The sequence below is a fragment of the Citricoccus alkalitolerans genome (genome assembly GCF_039528175.1).
GTDB classification, from domain to species: domain Bacteria; phylum Actinomycetota; class Actinomycetes; order Actinomycetales; family Micrococcaceae; genus Citricoccus; species Citricoccus alkalitolerans.
Genome location: NZ_BAAALH010000002.1, coordinates 177,534 through 198,427 on the forward strand (window position 1 = coordinate 177,534; position 20,894 = coordinate 198,427).

Sequence of the window (20,894 nt, forward strand, 5' to 3'; positions counted from 1 at the left end):
GAGGCACGGCCTCGGTGCTGGTGGTGCACGCTGGGCACCTACGGGTCAGGCCCGCACCGGCCCGAACCTGCTCAGCGGCGATTCAGCTCAGACCTGGCCGGCCTTGCGCCAGGAGCCCTCGTAGTTGTCGCGCACCTCGGAGGAGTACGGCACCGGGGAGACGGTCACGTTCACCTCGATCTGGCGGTGACGCTCCACCGTGGTCTTGCCGGAGCCGCCGTCGGGCTCGCCCCAGACGACCTTCAGCCGGTCTCCCACCTGCACAGATGGGTCGACGACGGCCAGGGAGAGCGCGGTGCGCTCGTTCGCCGAGTATCCGGTGAACATGGACAGGCCCACGACAGTGCCGGACTCGTCCACCACGGAGTCGAAATTCGAGGAACCGTAGTTGGCGTTGGGCAGGTCGAAGAACTTGTATCCGATCTCTCCCTTGCCGTACATCGAGGCGTGGATGGTGGCCATGTCCTGGTCGTCCCAGGCGAGGGTGACCTTGTGGCGCTGGGTGGAGGCGTCGACCTTCTCGAGAGCCTCTCGGCCGATGAAGTCGTGATCGAACTTGATGAAGTTGCCGTATCCCAGCTCCCATGGGGTCGTGTAGTAGTCCTCGATGTTCTCCGAGACGAAGGAGCCGGCAATGGCATTGTTCGCCTCATAGGAATCCGCCCCGAGCCAGGCCCGGTAGTCGGCGAGCATGCCGTCACCGGAATAGATGGCCGGCAGCGGGGACGGGATCCAGCCGGATTCCAGGGTGTTCGAGGAGTAGGCACGGGCACCGACGGCGGCGAGGCCGAACTCGGCACCGGCCTCCATGATGGCCTCCCGGATCCTGTCGTAGTCCTTGTAGTCGCCCCACAGTTCCAGGCCCGGCGCGCCGGCCATGCCGTGGCGCAGGGTCCGCACCCGGGTGCCGGCCACATTCATGGTGTCCATATGGAAGAACTTCAGCTGCTCCACGGGACCGCCGTTAACCTTCTCGATGACGTCCCAGGCCTTGGGGCCCTGGATCTGCAGGCGCCAATACTCGCGGGACACCGCCTTGCCCATAGGCCGCGACGGCGAGCGCCGGTCCTCGACCAGCTCGACGTCGTAGCCACCGGTCTCGGCGTGGAACTTCAGCCAGTTGGTGGCGGGGGCGCGACCCACGTAGGTGAACTGATCCTGGTCCTCGTGAAACAGGATGCCGTCACCGATGACGTGGCCGGCCGGGGTGACGGGGACGTACTGCTTGGCGCGGTTGACGGGGAAATTCTCCAGCGAGTTGATCGCGGTGTAGGAGACGAGCTTCTTAGCATCCGGGCCCTTGATGATCAGGTTGTCCATGTGGTGCGTCTGGTCGAACATGACGGCGGACTCGCGCCAGGCGATGACCTCGTCCCGCCAGTTCGTGAACTCGGGGGCCACCACCGGGTAGACGTAGGCACCCACCTTCGAGTTCCGCATCATCTCCACGGGGTTGCCCGCAGCATCCATGGCCTGCTGCAGCGACTTCTGGTCTGACATGACTGATCTCCTGAACGAGGGGTGACAACTGTCGAATACCTATGAGCATAGGTATCAGACTGTGATCTAGGCAACACCTTGCGGCGATTTTTCTGGAGACTCTTCGGCGACAGCTCCTACAGGAAGGCGCTGTGGCCGGTGATGGCCCGGCCCACGATGAGGGTGTTGATCTGGTCGGTGCCCTCGAAGGTGTAGAGGGATTCCGCATCGGCATGGAACCGCGCGGCTTTGTGCTCCAGCAGGATGCCGTTGCCACCTAGCAGTTCCCGGCCCAGGGCCGCGCTCTGGCGCATGTGGCGGCAGACCCATGTCTTGGCCAGGGCAGCCTGCTCCCCGCTGACTCCGCCGGCGTCCGCGAGCTGGGACAGCCGGACTGCGAGGGCCAGGGACGCGTTCGCGTTGCCCAGCATGGTCACGAGGTGATCCTGGACGAGTTGGAAGGAGGCGATCGGCCGGCCGAATTGCTCCCGTTGCTTCGCGTAGGCCAGCACGGTCTCGTAGAGACCGATCTGGAGTCCGGTGGCGTTCCAGACCACGTCCGGCCGAAGGGTCTCGAAGGCGCGGTTCAGGTCCGCGAAGGAGTTGATCCGCTGCAGCCGGTGGGTCTCCGGAACGCGTACATCCCGCAGTCCGATGTCGGCGTTGTGCACCATGCGCAGGGAGGTCTTGCCCTCGATCTTGGCGATCTCCAGGCCCGGGTCGTCAGTGCGGGCCAGGAAGACCTTGACCTGCCCGTCGTCGGTGTCCTTGGCCGCCACCGCCACGTACTCGGAGAAGGCCGCGTTACCGATCCAGCGCTTGGCGCCGTTCAGCACCCAGCCTTCACCCGCGCGTCGGGCCTCGGTCTGGACCCCGCGCGCGATGTCCGAGCCGTGGTCCGGCTCGGTCAGGGCGAAGCAACCGGTCATCCTGAATCCGGCGATGGCGTCGTCCCATGCTTCCAGCTGTTCGTCGCTGCCCCCGGTCCGGACGATGGTGCGAAACATTCCGGCCTGGCCGCCGAACAGGATCGCCAACGACCCGTCAACGCGAGAGAATTCCAGGTTCCGGAAGCCGATGAACAGCGACCGGACCGCCTCCCCGGCGTCGCGCAGCTCCGCGGGCTCCACCAGGTCGAGACCGGTCAGTCCGTCGCGGAGGAACAACGGCGTCTCACCTCGCTCCCAATACCCGGCCAGGACCGGCTCGGCCTCTTCCGCCAGATAGTGGCGCAGGCGGGCCAGGACGTCCCGCTCGGCGCTCGTGAGTAGATCCGAGTAGCCGTAGAAGTCGGCACTGCCGATGAAGGGCGTGGGCCCACCGGAGTTCGTGTTCCCTGCGTCGCTCACTGAGACTCCTCCCGGATCGAGGCCTTCAGACGGTTCAGGTTCAGCTTTCCCGTGGGCCCGCGGTCGAGCGAGTCGCGCAGAACCAGGGCGCGGGGCTTCTTGTATCCGGCCACCCGCCCTGCCAGGTGCTCCAGCAGGTCCCGCTGCGTCACGTCCAGGCCGGGCTCCAGAGCCACGACGGCCGCCACTGCCTCGCCCCAGCGGGGGTCGGGGACACCGAACACCACGGCATCGGCCACGGCCGGATGCTCCAGCAGCGCCTCCTCGACCTCCCCGGGGAAGACTTTCTCTCCGCCGGTGTTCACCACGGAGCTTCCCCGTCCGAGGAGGTCGATGAACCCGCCCTCCCCCACCCGGACGTAGTCACCGGGAGAACAGTGACGAACACCGTTGATGATGGGGTAGGCCTTCGCGGAGGTGTCCGGGTCATGGAGGTAGCCCACGGGCAGCGCACCGCGGTAGGCCAGGACGCCGATCGCGCCGGGCTGGTCCTGGACCTCTTCGTGCGCATCGTCCAGGACCACGGCGTCCTCGCTCAGTTGGAAGCGCGCCGGCAGGTCCTCAGCCCGGGTGGTGGTGGCCACCGCATAGGGGCCACCCTCCGTCGAGGCGAGGATGTCCACGATCGCCACCCGGCCCAGGGCGTGGATGCGGCGCTTGGTGTCATCGCTGAACCGCATCCCCGAGCTGATCACCGAGGTCAGGCTGGACTCCCGGTCGCCGAGTTCCGCCTCCAACGCGTCGAGCAATGGCAGGGCCACCGCGTCACCGGCGACGATCAGCCTGGTCACTCCCCCTCCTACGATCAGCCTGGCCACGTCTCCGGCGCGAAAGCTGGGGTCCGGATTGATCACCACGGTGCCTCCGAGGGCGAGCGTGTTCATGGCGCTGAACAGTGCAGTCGCATGGATGAAGGGTGCCAGCGGCAGAGTGCGGACGGACGGCAGGTCGTCATCCACTGCGATCCCTACGGCAGCGTCAAGGTCGGCCGGGGCCTCCCGGCCGACAGGACCGTAGATGGAGGACTGCTGGATGTGCAGCAGGTCGCCGATCCTCCACACCACGGCCTTCGGCGTGCCGGTGGTGCCCCCCGTGAAGATGTACAACTCCGCATTACGGCCTGGCTCGAACCGCCGCGGGCGTGCAGCCCCCACCGGCCCCGGTCCTGTCAGCTCCTCGAAGCGGACGCGGACGACGCCGGCCCGCTCCCGACCGCCTGGCCCATCCGCTCCGGCGGATTCGCCGGGGCCCGACAGCCCTGGCCCTTCTGGTTTCCGGTCACCGCTGACCTCGATGAGCAGTTCCGGTCGGCCTGTAGTCCCAGCCAGTCGGTCCAAGGCATCCTTCACTGTTGCCCGTGTACCGCTGGCATGGACGAGGGCGACCGGCTCGGCGACCGCGAGGAGTCCGGCAAGCTCTACCCCGAGGTAGCGGTAATTGACCGAGACCGGGATCGCCTCCAACTTGAGGCAGGCATAGAACAACACCAGATACTCAGCGGTGTTATGCAAGAAGAACGCCACCCGGGAGCCGGAACCCACACCTCGCTCCGCCAGCCCCTCGGCCACCGCCGCCGCGGCGGCATCGAACTCACCGTAGGTATAGTTCCCGCCGGCGGACTGGACCGCCGGCCGGTCCGGGACACGCCGTGCGATCTCGCGCCACAGGACCGCATAGTTCTCGTACATGGACAGGCCTCCGTCTGATGTGGATCCTCAACAGTTTCAGGTAACCTGAAACGAACGTCAAGGGTCGCATCGACCTTCCATACCCGTTCCCGCACACCTCTGGGAGGCACCATGACGAGCCGGGACCCCGAGACCGCACCGGACCTCGTCATCGACGGCTGGTTCATCTACATGATCAAACTCCTCGACACCGGGCTCCGCCCTGAGGTCGAGAGGATCGCCGGCAGCCACGGCTTCACCGCAGCGCAGTACACAGCGCTCACGGTGCTGCTCTCCAGGCCGGGCATCACGTCCTCGGAACTCGCCCGACGCTCATTCGTCCGGGCACAGTCCATGGCGGGAACGGTCGGACCACTCATCCAACAGGGCCTGATCAGTCGCGCCCCGGACCCGGACAACGCGCGGCGGCTGTTGCTCCATGCCACGCCCCGGGGCCGCGCGGCAGTCACGGGCCTGCAATGTGAGGTGGCCGCCCTCCAGGACCGCCTGGTGACGGGTCTGGACGAACAGCAACTCGATGCCCTGTCAGCGACTCTGCGCATCTTGCGCCACAACGTCCAGGACCTCAGCAGTCCTCGGACATAGTGGCGATCAGCACTCCGGCAGGTTCACCGCTACATTCACGGCCAGGCCGCCGCGCGAGGTCTCCTTGTACTTGGACATCATGTCCCGGCCGGTGTCCCGCATGGTGGTGATGGCATCGTCCAGGCTCACCCGGTGGGTGCCGTCGCCGGCCAGGGACAGCCGGGCGGCGTTGATGGCCTTCACGGAGGCGATCGCGTTGCGCTCGATGCAGGGAATCTGCACGAGCCCGGCAATGGGATCACACGTCAATCCGAGGTTGTGCTCCAACCCGATCTCGGCGGCGTTCTCCACCTGTTCCGGGGTGCCACCCAGCACGGCGCACAAGGCCCCGGCGGCCATGGAGCAGGCCGAGCCCACCTCGCCCTGACAGCCCACCTCGGCACCGGAAATCGACGCGTTTCGCTTGAACAGGGTGCCGATCGCGCCAGCGGTGAGCAGGAACTCCTCCACCCTGTCGTCATTGCACTCACGGAACATGTCGAAGTAGTGCAGCACCGCGGGGATGATCCCGGCGGCACCGTTGGTCGGTGCAGTGACCACACGCCCGCCCGAGGCGTTCTCCTCGTTCACGGCCAGGGCGAAGAGGTTGACCCATTCCATGGCCCACAGCGTGTCCAGGGTGTCGCCCTTCGCCTGCTGCTCGCGCAACCGGCGGCGCAGCCCGGGGGCGCGCCGCTTGGCCAGCAGCACGCCGGGCAGCACTTCCTCGGTGCGGCTGCAGCCGTTCTCCACGCATTCCTGCATCACGGCCCAGACGTCCAGCAGGGCTGTGCGGATCTCCTCAGCCGAGTGCCGGGTCAGCTCGTTGGCGTGCATGACGCCGGCTATGGTCAGCCCGGATTCGCGGCAGCGCTGCAGCAGTTCGGCCCCACTGGCGAACGGGTAGGGCTCGGGCACCTCGGGCTCGTCCGTGCCGGTCCCGGCGTCGGCCAGGTCCGCGGCCGTGACCACGAATCCACCCCCCACGGAGTAGTACTCCTGAGCGGTGAGCTCGGAACCGTCCGCGGCATAGGCGGTGATGCGCATCCCGTTCGGGTGTGCAGGCAGAGATTCCCAGCCGTTGAGCACTACGTCCTCGTCCTTGCTGAACGCGACCTCGTGGGTGCCGTCCAGTGCGAGCCGCCCGCTCTGGACAGCCTCGGCCACCACGGCCGGTGCCTCGTCCGCCCCCACCGTCTCCGGATCACGGCCGGACAGTCCCAGGATCACGGCGTCGTCCGAGCCATGGCCGATACCGGTGGCACCGAGGGAGCCGAACAGCTCCGCCTTCACCCGCGCCACCTCTGGCAGGAGCTTGCCCTCGGCCAGGGTGCGGGTGAACGTCCGTGCGGCGCGCATCGGCCCCACGGTGTGGGACGACGACGGCCCCAGGCCGATCGAGAACAGGTCCAGCACGCTGAGAGTCACAGCACTTCCTCCTGCCTGAACTCCACCATGGAATCCACCAACCAGCGTACGAGGAAGTCGGCGAAGGATGCACGGGGATATAGCCGGAATTCGGTCTCGGCGGAACGGTGCAGGATGACCGGGACGGGACCGAGCTGCGTGACGATCGCGGTCCCGACGGCGAAGGCCCGGGGATGCAGGTCCGCCGGGCACCCCTTCTCCAGCACCCAGCGGGCCGAGGGGCCGGACAGTTCGAGGAGGGCGCGGTTCGCGGAGAGGTCCACCGCCTGGCCGGGCAGTCCGTCCAGGGCCTGGGCGAGAGCGTCTGCATCCCCGGGCACCTGTTGGCGGGAGACGTCCACGGCCAGGAACTCGTCCGGTGCCAGCCACAGCACGTGCTGTCCCTGCGCATCCCCGGTGCTCTGTCCGTGCCCGGTGGGCAGGGGCACTCCCATGATGGCCTCGAGTGCCGCGGCCGAGGCGGTGCCGGGCTCGGCCCGGAGACCGATCTGGACGGCGAAGGCGATCTCGCGCAGTGACACCCCGCGCTCGCCGTCCACGGTGACAGAAACGGTGGCGGCCTCCATGAGGTCGGTCAGGTGGGCAGCCGGCGTGGTTCTCAGTGTGCGGATCATCAGGTTCTCAGCCATCTCGGCGGTTCCCTTCGGGGTCATAGAGGACGGGGGAGGCGATCTCGACGTCGACGAACTGGCCGGCCGTGGCAGCCGAACCGATCAGCGGGGAGCGGACGATCTCACCGATCCGGTTGCGGCCGTTCTCCACGAGGGCGAGGCCGAAGGTTCGGCCGAGTGCGGCCGAACGGTAGGAGGAGGTGACGTGGCCGATCATGGGGACCGGGCCGGCGTCGGGCGTCAGCGGGGTGTCAGCCGTGATCAGCTGGGCGCCCTCGGCGAGCCGGGTGGTGCGGTCCACGGGCAGGACACCCACCAGGTGCTTGCGGTCCGGCCGAGAGGTGTCCGGGCGGGAGAAGGACCGGTTGCCCACGAAGTCCTTGTGCTTCGAGACGGCCCAGTCCATGCCGGCGTCCTGCGGGGTGACCGTCCCGTCCGTGTCCTGGCCGATGATGATGAAGCCCTTCTCGGCGCGGAGCACGTGCATGGTCTCGGTGCCGTAGGGGGTGATGCCGAACTCGGCACCTGCCTCCGCCACGGCCTCCCACGTGGAGAGCCCGAAGAAGGCCTCCACGTTGATCTCGAAGGCCAGTTCACCCGAGAAGGAGATCCGGCAGATCCGCGCCGGCGTCCCATTGGCCAGCGTGGTCTCACGGAAGGCCATGAAGGGGAATGCTTCCTGGGAGACATCCAGGTCCGGAGCCACCGCGGCGATGACCTCCCGGGACTTCGGCCCCACGACGGCGATCGTGTTCCACTGTTCGGTCACCGAGGTGCACACCACGTCCAGCTCCGGCCATTCGGTCTGATGCCACTCCTCCAGCCAGTCCAGGACCTTGGCGGCCCCGCCCGTGGTGGTGGTCATGAAGAACCGGTCCTCGGCCAGGCGCAGGGTCACGCCGTCGTCGAAGAGCATCCCGTCCGCCGAGCACATCAGCCCGTAGCGGCCCATCCCGACCTTCAACTTGAGGAAGCCGTTGGTGTAGACGCGGTTGAGGAACTCGGCGGCGTCAGTGCCGCGGATCTCAATCTTGCCGAGGGTGGAGCCGTCCATGAAGGCCACGGATTCCCGGGCCGCGGCGCATTCGCGCAGCACTGCGGCGTCCATGTCCTCCCCGGCCTGCGGGTAGTACCAGGGCCGCTTCCACTGGCCGACGTCCTCGAACAGTGCGCCGTGGGCCTCGTGCCAGGGGTGGATGGAGGTGACGCGGGCGGGGTCGAAGAGGTCCCCGCGCCGGCGACCGGCGACGGCGGCGAAGGCCACCGGGGCGAACGGTGCCCGGAAAGTGGTGGTCCCCACCTGTCCCAGGTCAGTTTCGTTCAGAGCCGCCGCGATCACGCCGATCGCATTGACCCCGCTGGTCTTGCCCTGGTCGTTGGCCGTGGAGATGGAGGTGTACCGCTTGATGTGCTCCACGGAGCGCATTCCCGCGCCGGTCGCCCGAATCACGTCCGCCACGGTCTGGTCCCGCTGCAGGTCCACGAAGTGGGTCCGCCAGTCCGCGGGCTCCCCCTCGAGGGCCGGCACCAGCCAGAGCGGGCGAATAGCGCCGGGAGCCCCGTTCGGAACAGGGGCGGAGGGGATGATCAGCGGCGCCGAGTAGCCGGCGGACCGAGCGGCACTGTGCCCGGCCCGGGCCCCCTGTTCCAGGACCTCGTGCAGGGTCTCCGTACCGGTGATGGATCCGGCGGTCTGCTGGTTCTTGACCGCGGCCGCTGGCACGAACGCGGCGATTCGCTCATTCCAGCGCAGACGGCCCTGCCGCTGGCTGTGCAGGTGGACCACCGGGGAGAATCCCCCGGAGACAGCGAGCAGGTCCGCGGCGATGACCTCCGGCGCGCCGGCGATCGCACCGGATTCATCCAGGGCTGCCACGGTGATGCCGCTGAGGCGGCCGCCAGGGCCGTCGCCGGCCGTGTCCACCACGGCGGCACCGAAGATTCCGCGCACTCCCGTGGCCTCGAGGACCTCCAGCGCAGTGGCCGAGGCCTCCGGCCGGGAGTCGACGACGGCGGCCACGGACACCCCGACTGCGTGCAGGTCCGCGACGAGCCGGTAGGAGGAGTCGTTGGTGGTCGCCACCGCGATCTGCTCCCCCGCGAGCGCGGCGTACCGGTTCAGGTAGGTGCGGACGGCTCCGGCGAGCATGATGCCGGGACGGTCGTTGTTGGCGAAGACGATCGGCCGCTCGTGCGCGCCGGTGGCCAGCACCACCTGGCCGGCGCGCACGTGCCAGATCCGCTGCCGCGAGACCCCGGGCCGCTCGCGGGCGGGCAGGTGGTCCGTGCGGTGCTCGACGGCGACCACGAAGTTCTCGTCATAGCTGCCGAAGGCCGTGGTGCGCGGCAGGTAGGTGAAGTCCTCGGCAGCGTGCAGCCGCTGCACGGTGGCCCGCGCCCAGTCGCGCGCGTCCATCTCATCGATCACTTCGTCTGTGCCGGCAGTACCGACAGAAGAATCACCGGCAGTGCTGCCGCGCCCGGAGAGTAGGGAACCGCCTGGCAGCGGCTGGTCGTCCATCAGGATGGTCCGGGCACCGGTCTTGGCGGCCTCTCGGGCGGCGGACAGTCCCGCCGGCCCCGCGCCGACGACGAGCACGTCCGCGTGAACGTACTTGTGGTCATAGACAGCCTCATCCTTGACCGGGTCCAGGACGCCGAGGCCGGAGAGGTAGGTGGCCTCGAGCTCCTCGGTCAGGCCGACGGTGGTGGCCGGCAGCATGGACTCGTCCGCGTGCCCGGGGAACCGTGCGGAGACGGTGACCAGGGCATTGGACTCCTCCACGCCCGCCGAGAGGATGCCGCGCGGCCGGCCCAGGTACAGGGACGGCCCGCAGACCACGCGGCCGGCGGCTACCAGAGCGCTGGCCAGGGTGTCCCCGGGGTGGCCCGTGTAGGCGGTGCCGTCCACGGTGAACGGGATCTCCCGGCCGCGGTCGATTCCGTGGCCGGGGGCTCGGCCGGCGTCGAGGCGAGCGGTGTTCCCGCGCCGTCCGGTGTTCCCGCGCTGTTCAGTGTTCTCGGTGCTCACGGGGTTCCTCCGTCAGTGCGTTCAGGGGTGGTGTCGGAGCCGGAGGCGCCGGAGTTCCCAGCGGCGCTGGAAGCCGCGCTGCGAGCGCCCGGCATGGGGCCGGCGTCGGGACGGGGCTGGCCGGCCGGATAGGTGGCGGCAAACTCGTAGGTGGCGGTGTCCCGCAGAGCGTTGAACCACTTGCGGCAGCCACCGCCGTGCTGCCAGCGCTCGGCGAACAGTCCCTTCGTGTTCTCCCGGTAGAAGAGGTACTCGGCCCAGGCCCGGTCGTCCAGGGCGTGGGGGTCGGCGGGATAGGCCACGTGGGCCTGGCCGCCGTAGTGGAACTCGGTCTCGTTGCGTGGCCCGCAGTGGGGGCAGTCGATCAGCAGCATGGTGGGTGCCTGGGTGCCTTTCTTCAGTGCGCCGGTCAGTGGGCCACGGCGGCGGCGCCGTGCTCGTCGATCAGATGACCGGTCTCGAAACGGTCCAGGGCGAACGGCGCGTTCAGCGGATGGGCCTGTCCGGTCGCGATGGTGTGGGCGAAGGTGTAGCCGGATGCCGGCGTGCCCTTGAAGCCGCCGGTGCCCCAACCGCAGTTGACGTAGAGCTCGTCCACCTCGGTCGGAGAGATGATGGGCGAGGCGTCCAGCGTGGTGTCCACAATTCCACCCCAGGTGCGCAGCAGGTGCGCCCGGGAGAAGATCGGGAACAACTCGCAGGCGGCGGCCAGTTGCTCCTCCACCACGTGGAAGGCGCCGCGCTGGCCGTAGCCGTTGTAGGAGTCGATCCCGGCCCCCATGACCAGCTCGCCCTTGTGGGCTTGTGAGACGTAGACGTGGACGTGGTTGGACATCACCACGGTGGGGTGGACCGGTTCGAACAGCTCCGAGACCAGCGCCTGCAGCGGGTGGGACTGGATGGGCAGTCGCACCCCGGCCAGCTCCGCCAGCACGGAGGAGTGCCCGGCGGCGGCCAGGGCGACCTTCCCGGCGTTGATGCGGCCGCGTGACGTCTCCACGCCGACCACCCGGTTGCCGTCCTTGACGAACCCGGTGACCTCGCAGTTCTGGATGATGTCCACGCCCATCTCATCGCACTTGCGGGCGAAGGCCCAGGCCACATGGTCGTGCTTGGCGATTCCGGCGCGCGGCTGGTACGTGGCCCCCATGACCGGATAGCGGATGTCGTCCCCGATGTTGATGATCGGGCACAGCTCCTTGACCTGCTGCGGGTCCAGCCACTCGGCGTCCACCCCGTTGAGGGCGTTGGCGTTGACTCGCCGCTGTGACTCACGCACGTCCTGCAGGGTGTGGGCGAGGTTCATGACGCCGCGCTGGGAGAACAGGAAGTCGTAGTCCAGCTCCTCGGGCAGCCCCTCCCACAGCTTGAGGGAATGCTCGTAGATCGCCGCGGACTCATCCCACAGGTAGTTCGAGCGGATGATCGTGGTGTTGCGGGCCATGTTTCCGCCCGCCAGCCAGCCGCGTTCCAGAATGGCGATGTTGGTCATGCCGTGCCTGGACGCCAGGTAGTAGGCGGTCGCCAGGCCGTGGCCGCCGCCTCCGACGATCACGGCGTCATAGCTGGGCTTGGGGTCGGGGTTGTGCCACAGGAAGTCCGGGTGCTCGGGAAGCTTCTCGGCCATGTCAGGCCCCCTTCGGAGCGAGGAGTTCGGTCATGTTCGGGTACAGGGGATGGGCGGCCGCCAGGGTGCGGACCCGCTCGCGCAGACCGGTCACCACCTCGTCGGCCACCCCGACGCCGGCCCCGGCATCCGCCGCGCCAGCGGTCCCGGCCGCGGCAGCGGCAGCGCCAGCCTTCAGGGTCTCGGCGATGACGTCCGCGACCTCGCGGAAGGCCTCCTCACCGAAGCCGCGAGTGGCCAGGGCGGGGGTGCCGATGCGCAGCCCGGAGGTCACCATCGGCGGACGCGGGTCGAAAGGCACGGAGTTGCGGTTGATGGTGATGTCCACGGCGGCCAGCAGGTCCTCGCCCTGCTGGCCGTCCAAGGACGAGTCCCGCAGGTCCACGAGGACCAGGTGCACGTCCGTGCCGCCGGTGAGGACGGTGATCCCGTGCTCGGCAACGTCCGGGCGGGTGAGCCGCTCGGCGAGGATGCGCGCGCCGGCCAGGGTCCGCTCCTGCCGGTCCCGGAAACCCTCGGAGGCGGCGATCTTGAACGCCACGGCCTTACCGGCGATCACATGCTCGAGCGGCCCGCCCTGCTGGCCCGGGAACACCGCGGAGTTGACCTTCTTGGCGATGTCCGCGTCATTGGTCAGGATGATGCCGCCGCGAGGACCGGCCAGGGTCTTGTGGGTGGTGGAGGTGACCACGTGGGCGTGCGGGACGGGCGAGGGGTGCAGGCCCGTGGCGACGAGCCCGGCGAAGTGGGCCATGTCCACCATCAGGTAGGCCCCGACCTCGTCCGCGATCTCGCGGAAGCGGGCGAAGTCCAGTTGGCGCGGGTAGGCGGACCAGCCGGCAACGATCAGCTTCGGGGAGCTCTCGCGGGCCAGGCGGGCCACCTCATCCATGTCCACCTCCAGGGTGGATTCGTCCACGCCGTACGCCACGATGTTGTAGAGGCGGCCGGAGAAGTTGATCTTCATCCCGTGGGTCAGGTGACCACCGTGGGCGAGGTTGAGCCCGAGCACCGTGTCCCCGGGCCGGATGAGTGCGTGCATCACGGAGGCGTTGGCCTGCGCGCCGGAGTGGGGCTGGACATTGGCGAACCCGGCTCCGAAGAGGGCCTTGACCCGCTCGAGGGCCAGGCTCTCCACCGCGTCCACATGCTCACACCCGCCGTAGTAGCGCTTGCCGGGGTACCCCTCGGCGTACTTGTTCGTGAGCACCGAGCCCTGGGCCTGCATGACGGCCGCGGCGGTGTGGTTCTCCGAGGCGATCATCTCCAGCCCTTCGCGCTGCCGCCCCAACTCGGCGTCGATGTGTGCCGCGATCTCGGGGTCGAGCTCGGCCAGGCCAGTAGTCAGTTCGGTGGGGACGGCCTCGGCCATCTCGCGGGTCATAGTCACGATGTTCTCCTGGTAAGCCTCTTGAAGACAACTGATATATCAAGCTGCGGTCTACAGTATGATGGGGATCACACCCCGTCAAGGGCTTGCAGAAACACGGGCCACCCGACGAGCAGAAGGACCTCATGACCACCGCAACGGACCTCGCCCCCACTGGCCTCTCGCTCGCCGAGCAGGCCTACCGTGTCCTCCGAGACCGGCTGATCATGCTGGACATCGCCCCCGGCGAGCCACTCCAGGAACTCCAGCTCGCCAGCGAGCTCGGATTCGGCCGCACGCCGCTGCGCGAGGCCTTGAAGCGGCTCGAGACCGACCACCTGGTGGTGTCCTATTCACGCCGGGGCACCTTCGCCACCCGAGTGGACATCACGGAGCTCGCCGCTGTCTCCGAGGTGCGGCGCCTCCTGGAGCCACTGGCCGCCCGCAAGGCCGCGGCCACCACAGATCCCACCATTCGAGCCGCCCTCGCAGAGGCGCGCGAGGGCATTGACCACCTCTCCGGAGCGACTCCCTGGCGCGAAGTCATGGCCCAGGATCTGGCGGTGCACCGATTGGTATACCGCGCCGCCGGCAACCACCATCTAGAGGAATCACTCATCCGGCTGGACAACCTGGCCACCCGGATCTGGTGCGTGGTGGTAGACCGACTCCCGGATGTGGCCGGTCACATCCGAGAGCATCTTGACCTCCTGGACGCGATCCTGGACGGGGACGCCGACCGGGCGGAGGAGTTGACCTCCGCGCACATCCGACACTTCGACGCTGCCATCCGCCAGGTCATCTGACGACGTCGGCCCTCACCAGGCCTTTCCGTCGGATTGACCTCCAGCTGAGCACCGGTAGGTCAATCAACGGACGTCCCCGTCCCTCAGGCTCCGGACCGCACCGACTCCTCGATGGCCGCACCCACGGACATCAGGTGCTCGCGCATGGCCCGGGCCGCCTCCTCCGGCTCCCGCGCACAGACGGCGTCAATGATGGCCAGATGTTCCGGCAGAGACTGCTGCGAGCGCCCGGGCTTGGCGAACAGGCGGTACTGGAAGCGCACGGCCTGGGCACGGAGCCGGTCGATGGTCGCAGCGGCCGTCTTCTGCCCGGACAGGCGGATCAGGGTGGAGTGCAGGTCCGTGTTGCCCTGGGCGTAGGCGGCCTGGTCCCCGGCCTCGACGGCGGATTCCATGCCCCGGCCGATCTGCCGGAGCTCCTCGGCCTCGGCATCGGAGATGCGCGTTGCCGCCCGTGCGGCACACAGTGCCTCCAGGGCAGAACGGACCTCCACGATCTCGATCGCCTCCTCCACGGGGACGGAGCGGACGCGGGCACCACGGTTCTGGATCCGTTCGACGAGGCCCTCGACCGTCAGCTCGGACAGGGCGGTGCGCACGTGGCCGCGGCTGGCCCCGTACATCTCGGCCAGGTCAGCTTCGACGAGCCGCTGGTTCGGCACGAGTTCGCCGGCGAAGATGGCTGCTCGAATCTGGTCGGCCACCTCGGTCGCGTTCACCGCAGCGTTGGCCCGCGTTGCTGTTGCCACTGGAATCTCCCCCGCTCGTCAGCCATGATGGAACTGATTGTAAACAATTTTGTCACAGATAATGCAGGCCGCAGCCGATTTTGGTGAAGGAATACACCGTGAGCCCAGACCCCGCCTCGTCCACCGCACCCTCTCATCACGGCCGTGAGGCCCTCCAGGGCACCGCCGCCGAAGTCCGGTGCATGGTCATGCGCGGCGGAACCTCCAAGGGACTGTACTTCCTGGCCGAGGACCTGCCCGCCGATCCGTCCGCCAGGGACGCCCTGCTGCTCCGGCTGATGGGGTCCCCGGACGCACGGCAGATCGATGGACTGGGTGGAGCGCACCCGCTGACCAGCAAGGTCGCGGTGGTCTCCCCGCGCTCAGAGGGCGGAGTCGACTACCTGTTCCTCCAGGTCTCCGTGGACGAGGCGACCGTCTCAGACCGGCAGAACTGCGGCAACATCCTCGCCGGCATCGGCCCCTTCGCGGTCGAACGCGGCCTCGTCCCTGCCCGGGACGGCACCACAGAGGTGGTCATCCACATGGTGAACACCGGGTCGGTGGCCCGCGCCCGGGTCACGACGCCGGCCGGTCGCGTTCAGTATGAGGGCGACGCGGAGATCGCGGGGGTGCCGGGAACCGCCGCCCCGGTGGTCCTGGACTATCAGGGCACCGCCGGGTCCAGCTGTGGGGCCCTGTTCCCCACGGGGAGCCGCATCGACACCTTCGCCGGGATCGAGGTGACGTGCGTGGACAACGGGATGCCCGTCGTCGTGATCGATGCGGCGGCTCTGGGCGTGGAGGGGACCGAGGAGCCCGCCGCATTGGAGGCCGATGCCGAGTTGTGTGCCGCGGTCGAGGCCGTGCGGCTCGAAGCCGGCGTCGCGATGGGACTGGGGGACGTCAGCGAGACCACGGTGCCCAAGGTCTGCCTGGTGTCCCCCGCCCGGAGCGGGGGGACATTCAACACGCGGTGTTTCATCCCGAAACGTGTTCATGAGGCCATCGGGGTGTTCGCCGGGGCCTCGGTGGCGGTGGCGTGGCAGGTGCCCGGAACGGTGGTGGCTGGCCTGAGCGGTGACCACAATGCGGTTGAGACCCGGGTGGAGCATCCCACGGGCCACACGGACCTGGTGGTCGAGGTCGATTCTGGGGACTCCGCGGAGGCGGGCCGGTCGTCAGCATCCGGCCAACCCACCGTCCTCGTCACGGGCAGCGTGCGCACGGCGCGCAAATTGATGGACGGCATCGCCTTCGCCTGAGCGACCGGACGCCCCCGCCGGTAGACTGGCACGGCCCCTCCGCCACCGCCACTACTGGAGCACGCCCATGACCACCCCCATTCCGGTCAAGCCGAGCCGCCGCAAGCGGCCCGCCACCGGGCCCCGCCCCCGCCTGAAGATGTCGCTCTACGGCTTCCTTGTGGCCTGGCTGGCGCCGAACCTGCTCATGGCCATCACCGTGCTGGTGCTGAACTTCATCCCGGCGCTGCAGGCCTACGGTTCCCTGACTCCACTGCTGGCCACCGTCGGCCTGGCCGGCCTGGTCATCGGCCTGCCCCTGTGCCTGCTGGTGAACTGGCTCTTCCGACACAAGACCAACCAGTGGATCCATGTGATCGGCTACGCGCTGGTCGGCATGCTCTACGGCCTGGCGGTGCTGTTCTCCGGCGTCGGCGGCCTTTTGCCCATGCTCATTCCCATCATTGGCTTCCCGGCCGCCATCCTGATGGCCCTGGGCCGCGCCGTGGCCCAGCCGCTGGTGAGCGTCGTCCGTCCCGAAGCAACCTCTGCCGCCGTCTGACCCGCCGCCGGTTGAAGGGGATTAACATGGGACGCATGCCTTCCACTGATCAGTACGACGTGCACACCCCCGCTCTTGCCTTGACCATCGCCGGTTCCGAAGCGACCGGCGGTGCCGGCGCCCAGGCCGATCTGAAGACCTTCCAGGAACTGGGCGCCTTCGGCATCGTGGCGTTGACCTGCATTGTCGCCTTCAACCCGAAGGACCATTGGAACCACCGATTCGTCCCGGTCCAGGCTGACGTGATCGCCAACCAGCTGGAGGCCATCCAGGCCGACTATGCCGGGCCCCTGAAGACCACCAAGCTCGGCATGATGGGCTCCCCGGAGACCATCTCCACCGTGGCCACCGCCCTGAAGAATCAGGAGTGGGACCACGTGGTCCTCGATCCCGTGCTGATCTGCAAGGGCCAGGAGCCCGGCCACGCACTGGACACGGACCGCGCCCTCAAGGCTGAGCTGTTGCCGTTGGCCACCTTCACCACCCCGAACCACTTCGAGACCGAGCAGCTGTCCGGGATCACCGTCACCACCCTGGAGGACCTGAAGGAAGCGGCGAAGCGCATCCACGAGGTCTCCGGCGCGGCCGTCCTCGCCAAGGGCGGCATGAAGCTCGACGGCCCGGACGCCCTGGACGTGTTCTACGACGGGCAGACCCTCGAGGTCCTCTCAGCGCCCAAGATCGGCGACCATGGGGTCTCCGGCGCCGGCTGCTCCCTGGCCGCCGCCGTCACCGCGGAACTCGCCAAGGGTGCCACGCCGTTGGAGGCGGCCCGCCGCGCCAAGGAGTTCGTCACCGAGGGCATCGGCCAGCGCGTCACCGGCAACACCCCGTTCGACGCCCTGTGGCAGGGCGGTCTGCGCCGCGCCTGAGGCGCCCGGCCGGCGTCGTCCCCGAATCCCGACGTCGGCCGTTCAGGAATACCCCCACCTCACCCCGGGTTGTGCCTGAGGTGAAGATCGAGATTTTTTCCGACGTCGGCTGTCCGTGGTGCTTCATCGGCAAACGCCGGTTCGAGAGGGCCCTGGAATCGTTCGAGCACCGTGATCGGGTCGAGGTGGAGTGGAAGAGCTTCCAGCTCGATCCGACGCTGCCTGAGCACGATCACCGCCGGGAACTCGACTACCTCGCCGAGGCCAAGGGCATGCCCCGCGAGCAGGTGACCGCGATGCTGGCGCACGTGACCGAGCAAGCCGCCGCCGAGGGGTTGGACTATGACTTCGACCGCCTCGTGGTCGCGAACTCGTGGAAGGCCCACCGGGTCATCCAACGCGCCAAAGCGAACTCACTGCAGACAGCCGAGCGCCTCGAGGAACAGCTGTTCCGCGCTCACTTCGAGGACGGCAGGAACATCGGCGACGAGGAGGTGCTGGTGGAACTCGGCACCTCCGCCGGACTCACCGCGGAGCAGGTCCACGAGGCACTGTCCGATGACCGCTGGGAGACCGCTGTCAAACAGGACCTCGCCACCGCTCAGGCCCTGGGCGTCACCGGGGTGCCGTTCTTCGTGCTTGGGCGCAAGTACGGCATCTCCGGCGCCCAGCCCACCGAGGTCTTCACCCAGGCCCTCGAACAGTCCTGGGCCGAGTTCCAGCCGCTACAGATGGTGCAGCCGGCGGCCGGAAGGCCGGAGGGTGCTGGTGGGTCGGATGGCCTCCACGGACAGGCCTGCGGCCCCCAAGGGTGCGACTGATACCTCGGCCGCCCCGGCCTCCCCGGTGCCGTGTCAGCCTCGATGCCGGAAATCGATGCCCAGTCGGCGCGCGGAGAGGAACCGCCAGGCCAAGAGGCCGCCCAGCAGAGTCGCCGAGACGGTCATGACCCAGGAGAAGTGCCAGCTTCCCGCCGCGGTGGCGATAGTGGCCAGGATGATGGGTCCGACGAAGTTGGCCCCGTTGTAGATTTGGACCATCAAGCCCATCGCCGCTGCGCCGGAGCCATTGGGCGGGGCGATGTCCACGGCGATCCGGTTCAGACTGGCGGGAACCAGGGCGCCGACACCGGAGAACACCGTGACGGCGAGGATCTGCACGGCCAGCCCACCCGGCACCCCAGACCAGTCCGGCGCGAAGGTGATGATTGAGGCGACACCCATGGTACCCAGGCCGATCAGCACCAACCGCCGCATGGGGATGCCCCGTTGGTGCAGCCGACCGGTGAGGATGTTACCGACCCCGTTCACCCCACCGACGATCGCAGTGATGATGCCCGGCCAGAGCCCGCCGACGCCGGCCTCGTCGAAGATCGTTGGCAGGAACCCGATGACCGAACCCCACTGCAGGGTGTAGCAAGCGAAGACGATGCCCGCCATCCATGGGGTCACTGTCTTCACGGTGGCGCCCACGCGCCGGGCCGCCAGCCTCACGTTGGAGTCGCGATCCGACGGCGGAGGGGGCACGAACACCACGATCAGCGGGATGGCTGTTGCGGTGACCACCGCCATCACGACCCACCACGCCTGCCAACTGACGCTTGTGAGCAGCAGGGTGGAGGCCAGGACCGCCACGAAGGTCGCCAGCCCCTGGAAGGATCCCCACCACCCCATGGCGATGTTCGTCCTGGCGGGCGGCGTGATCAGGCGGATCAGGGGCGGCGCCACCACGGTGGCCATCAGGAAGCCGACGCCCTCCACGGCACGAGTGGCCATCAGGAAGCCGGTGGTCTCCGCGAACGCTCCCGCCAGCGAGCCTACGGTCAACAAGGTCAGTCCGATGAGCAGCGTGCGCCGCAATCCGAGGACTTCCGAGAAGAGGGAGACCGCGAGACCGAGGGCCATCGATCCGACCTGGACGATGCCCAGCAGGACTCCGGACTCGATGAGGGTCATGCCGAGGTCATCCTGGACGAACGACAAAGCCTCAGGCAGTTTCCAGATATGCATGGCGGCAGCCACACCGGCAATGACGATGGGGATCCAGGAAAAGCGCGTGCGTGCTGGCTGTGCAGCGTCCACGCCAGACGGGGCGTTCATTCTTGACACCCTAATGCGGGGGCCAGATTGCACCGCGTGTGAGACGTGCCTCACGGAGAACGTGTCCCTTAAACACCTGAGAGGCGGTGGCTAGGCCACCGCCTCTCAGCGGATATTGGATTGGTGGGCCCGTATCCCCCCGGGCTTATTCCACCGTCCGATCCGTGTGCACCGTCTCATGGGGCCCTTTCAGGTTAACCCGTGTTGCGACCTGGTTGCTATTGGACCTTTGGCTAGTCTTGGGACCATATATGTGACGCAAATCACATCGATAGCCTAGCTAGGCGTTGGCGCCGTGCAGCGGGACCTCAGCGCGGACCCTCCACCACTGGCCATCTCGCGCCGAGGACATGGTCCCGCCAAAGGCGTCCACGCGGTCCCGCATCCCGATGAGGCCGCTGCCGGAGGAGTTCCAACCGACGCGCATGGCGGATCCGTTCGAGGGCATGGTGTTGTCCACGGCAAGTTCCAACTGGCCAGCGCGGGTATGCACATCGATGCGGCATTCGCCGCCCTCACCGGAGTGCTTGGCCACGTTCGTGACAGCTTCCTGGAGGACACGGTAGAGGGCGGTCTCCACACTCTGGGGGATATCCTGCTCCAGACCGCCGGTGTCAACAGTCGTGTAGATCCCCAGACTCTCCAGCATCCGTCCGAACTTTACGGCGCCGTACTCGAGATCCAGGGCGGAGGCGCCCTCGCCGAGCTCACGCTGGGCCGCTTCCTGGTCGCCGGCCACGATTCCCTCTGCTTGGAGGAGGGACAGCATGCGGCGCAGGTCGATGAGGGCCTCTCCAGCCGAACTGCCGATGACATCCACCGCCGTCTTGGCGGCTTCGTCCGTTCCGGCATACTTTGCAGCAAGGGCCTGCATCGAGATGATCGTCAGATTGTGCGCCACGATGTCATGCAGATCCCGCGCCAGAGAGCGCCGTTCCTCCTCGCCGGCGTGCGCCGCCCGACGGGTAGCCTCCGCGATCCGGAGCCGGTCTTGCTGGCGACGCTCAAGGTTGTAGCCCACGAACATTCCGGTGCCCCAAGCTAAGGAAATGAAAGGCACAATAATCCATGTCACACCGCCGAAATCTGCTGACGTGAAGGGGATCAACAATGCCCAGGCAACCGCGACTGCTAGAGCAAGATAGCTGAACAATCGATGCGCGGTGGCCGCGACGGCTCCCAGTACCAGCGGCATAGTCAGCCCCGTAAGCATGAAGAAATCCAGCAGGTGGCTGGCCACCATGGCCGGAATAAGCGCGGCAAAAGCGAAGGTCGTTCGCGTCCACAAGACATATACCGCCAGGCTCGTCAACAGAACGACCAGCGATTCCGCCGCATTCAAATTGCCGGTACCGGTCACCGCGATAACGAAGTCCGAGATCAGCGACAAGGTGACAAACAGTGAAGTCAAGACCAGCAGGGGCCTGTTCAATGGTC

At 67.9% G+C, this 20,894-nt stretch carries 18 protein-coding genes; 6 read left to right on the plus strand and 12 right to left on the minus strand.

What is annotated here, in order from left to right; all coding sequences use genetic code 11:
- Positions 1–87: 87 nt before the first annotated feature.
- The 3 genes from ligM to ABD134_RS06745 all read right to left on the minus strand — a co-directional run bounded on the left by ligM (position 88) and on the right by ABD134_RS06745 (position 4,516).
- Complete coding sequence (gene ligM / locus ABD134_RS06735) at positions 88–1,500, minus strand: vanillate/3-O-methylgallate O-demethylase (RefSeq protein ID WP_344227999.1); 1,413 nt, start codon at positions 1,498–1,500, stop codon at positions 88–90.
- Between the two features lie 116 nt (positions 1,501–1,616).
- Positions 1,617–2,828 carry an acyl-CoA dehydrogenase family protein gene (locus tag ABD134_RS06740; RefSeq protein WP_344228000.1) on the minus strand — a complete coding sequence of 404 codons (1,212 nt, stop codon included), beginning with the start codon at positions 2,826–2,828 and terminating at the stop codon, positions 1,617–1,619.
- On the minus strand, positions 2,825–4,516 hold the full coding sequence (locus tag ABD134_RS06745; RefSeq protein WP_344228001.1) for an AMP-binding protein: 1,692 nt from the start codon (positions 4,514–4,516) through the stop codon (positions 2,825–2,827). The genes ABD134_RS06740 and ABD134_RS06745 overlap by 4 nt, the downstream gene beginning before the upstream one ends.
- Before the next feature lie 111 nt (positions 4,517–4,627).
- On the opposite strand from ABD134_RS06745, the gene ABD134_RS06750 reads away from it, so the two are divergent.
- Positions 4,628–5,101, plus strand: coding sequence for a MarR family winged helix-turn-helix transcriptional regulator (locus tag ABD134_RS06750; RefSeq protein ID WP_344228003.1), 474 nt, complete (start codon positions 4,628–4,630; stop codon positions 5,099–5,101).
- A 6-nt stretch (positions 5,102–5,107) separates the two neighbouring features.
- Here the strand turns inward: ABD134_RS06750 and ABD134_RS06755 are convergent, their stop codons facing one another.
- The 6 genes from ABD134_RS06755 to glyA all read right to left on the minus strand — a co-directional run bounded on the left by ABD134_RS06755 (position 5,108) and on the right by glyA (position 13,161).
- On the minus strand, positions 5,108–6,508 hold the full coding sequence (locus ABD134_RS06755; RefSeq protein ID WP_344228005.1) for an L-serine ammonia-lyase: 1,401 nt from the start codon (positions 6,506–6,508) through the stop codon (positions 5,108–5,110).
- Positions 6,505–7,137 carry a sarcosine oxidase subunit gamma gene (locus ABD134_RS06760; RefSeq protein ID WP_344228007.1) on the minus strand — a complete coding sequence of 211 codons (633 nt, stop codon included), beginning with the start codon at positions 7,135–7,137 and terminating at the stop codon, positions 6,505–6,507. The genes ABD134_RS06755 and ABD134_RS06760 overlap by 4 nt, the downstream gene beginning before the upstream one ends.
- Positions 7,130–10,060 carry a 2Fe-2S iron-sulfur cluster-binding protein gene (locus ABD134_RS06765; RefSeq protein WP_344230765.1) on the minus strand — a complete coding sequence of 977 codons (2,931 nt, stop codon included), beginning with the start codon at positions 10,058–10,060 and terminating at the stop codon, positions 7,130–7,132. Before ABD134_RS06765 ends, ABD134_RS06760 begins: the two co-directional genes overlap by 8 nt.
- Before the next feature lie 86 nt (positions 10,061–10,146).
- Positions 10,147–10,524 carry a sarcosine oxidase subunit delta gene (locus tag ABD134_RS06770; protein ID WP_344228008.1) on the minus strand — a complete coding sequence of 126 codons (378 nt, stop codon included), beginning with the start codon at positions 10,522–10,524 and terminating at the stop codon, positions 10,147–10,149.
- 35 nt (positions 10,525–10,559) lie between these two features.
- A complete protein-coding gene (locus ABD134_RS06775) occupies positions 10,560–11,777 on the minus strand; it encodes a sarcosine oxidase subunit beta family protein (RefSeq protein ID WP_344228010.1) in 1,218 nt (405 codons plus the stop codon).
- Between the two features lies 1 nt (position 11,778).
- Positions 11,779–13,161, minus strand: a complete 1,383-nt coding sequence (gene glyA / locus ABD134_RS06780; protein WP_344230767.1) for a serine hydroxymethyltransferase — start codon at positions 13,159–13,161, stop codon at positions 11,779–11,781.
- A 131-nt stretch (positions 13,162–13,292) separates the two neighbouring features.
- On the opposite strand from glyA, the gene ABD134_RS06785 reads away from it, so the two are divergent.
- Entirely contained in the window at positions 13,293–13,952 is a 660-nt protein-coding gene (locus ABD134_RS06785) for a GntR family transcriptional regulator (protein ID WP_344228012.1), read from the plus strand.
- 83 nt (positions 13,953–14,035) lie between these two features.
- Here the strand turns inward: ABD134_RS06785 and ABD134_RS06790 are convergent, their stop codons facing one another.
- Positions 14,036–14,701, minus strand: a complete 666-nt coding sequence (locus ABD134_RS06790; protein WP_344228014.1) for a GntR family transcriptional regulator — start codon at positions 14,699–14,701, stop codon at positions 14,036–14,038.
- Positions 14,702–14,799: 98 nt separating this feature from the next.
- Between ABD134_RS06790 and ABD134_RS06795 the strand changes: the two genes are divergently transcribed.
- From ABD134_RS06795 to ABD134_RS06810, 4 genes are all read left to right on the plus strand, one after another.
- Positions 14,800–15,945: a 4-oxalomesaconate tautomerase gene (locus ABD134_RS06795; protein WP_344228016.1), complete on the plus strand. Its 1,146-nt coding sequence runs from the start codon at positions 14,800–14,802 to the stop codon at positions 15,943–15,945.
- A 67-nt stretch (positions 15,946–16,012) separates the two neighbouring features.
- Positions 16,013–16,486, plus strand: coding sequence for a hypothetical protein (locus tag ABD134_RS06800; protein ID WP_344228017.1), 474 nt, complete (start codon positions 16,013–16,015; stop codon positions 16,484–16,486).
- Between the two features lie 26 nt (positions 16,487–16,512).
- Positions 16,513–17,358 (plus strand): bifunctional hydroxymethylpyrimidine kinase/phosphomethylpyrimidine kinase, encoded by an 846-nt coding sequence (thiD, locus tag ABD134_RS06805; protein WP_344228019.1) that lies wholly within the window; start codon positions 16,513–16,515, stop codon positions 17,356–17,358.
- Positions 17,359–17,438: 80 nt separating this feature from the next.
- A complete protein-coding gene (locus tag ABD134_RS06810; RefSeq protein WP_344228021.1) occupies positions 17,439–18,179 on the plus strand; it encodes a DsbA family oxidoreductase in 741 nt (246 codons plus the stop codon).
- A 33-nt stretch (positions 18,180–18,212) separates the two neighbouring features.
- On the opposite strand, the gene ABD134_RS06815 is transcribed toward ABD134_RS06810, so the two are convergent.
- The gene (locus tag ABD134_RS06815) at positions 18,213–19,457 is read right to left on the minus strand and encodes an MFS transporter (RefSeq protein WP_344228023.1); all 1,245 of its coding nucleotides are present in this window, start codon (positions 19,455–19,457) and stop codon (positions 18,213–18,215) included.
- Positions 19,458–19,737: 280 nt separating this feature from the next.
- Positions 19,738–20,868, minus strand: coding sequence for a sensor histidine kinase (locus ABD134_RS06820; protein ID WP_344228024.1), 1,131 nt, complete (start codon positions 20,866–20,868; stop codon positions 19,738–19,740).
- Positions 20,869–20,894: the final 26 nt, after the last annotated feature.

Coding starts and splice junctions, on each gene's coding strand:
- ABD134_RS06800 (WP_344228017.1), top strand. CDS start 16,013: ATGACCACCCCCATTCCGGTCAAGCCGAGCCGCCGCAAGCGGCCCGCC.
- ABD134_RS06750 (WP_344228003.1), top strand. CDS start 4,628: ATGACGAGCCGGGACCCCGAGACCGCACCGGACCTCGTCATCGACGGC.
- glyA (WP_344230767.1), bottom strand. CDS start 13,161: ATGACCCGCGAGATGGCCGAGGCCGTCCCCACCGAACTGACTACTGGC.
- ABD134_RS06770 (WP_344228008.1), bottom strand. CDS start 10,524: ATGCTGCTGATCGACTGCCCCCACTGCGGGCCACGCAACGAGACCGAG.
- ABD134_RS06815 (WP_344228023.1), bottom strand. CDS start 19,457: ATGAACGCCCCGTCTGGCGTGGACGCTGCACAGCCAGCACGCACGCGC.
- ligM (WP_344227999.1), bottom strand. CDS start 1,500: ATGTCAGACCAGAAGTCGCTGCAGCAGGCCATGGATGCTGCGGGCAAC.
- ABD134_RS06760 (WP_344228007.1), bottom strand. CDS start 7,137: ATGGCTGAGAACCTGATGATCCGCACACTGAGAACCACGCCGGCTGCC.
- ABD134_RS06785 (WP_344228012.1), top strand. CDS start 13,293: ATGACCACCGCAACGGACCTCGCCCCCACTGGCCTCTCGCTCGCCGAG.
- ABD134_RS06775 (WP_344228010.1), bottom strand. CDS start 11,777: ATGGCCGAGAAGCTTCCCGAGCACCCGGACTTCCTGTGGCACAACCCC.
- thiD (WP_344228019.1), top strand. CDS start 16,513: ATGGGACGCATGCCTTCCACTGATCAGTACGACGTGCACACCCCCGCT.
- ABD134_RS06745 (WP_344228001.1), bottom strand. CDS start 4,516: ATGTACGAGAACTATGCGGTCCTGTGGCGCGAGATCGCACGGCGTGTC.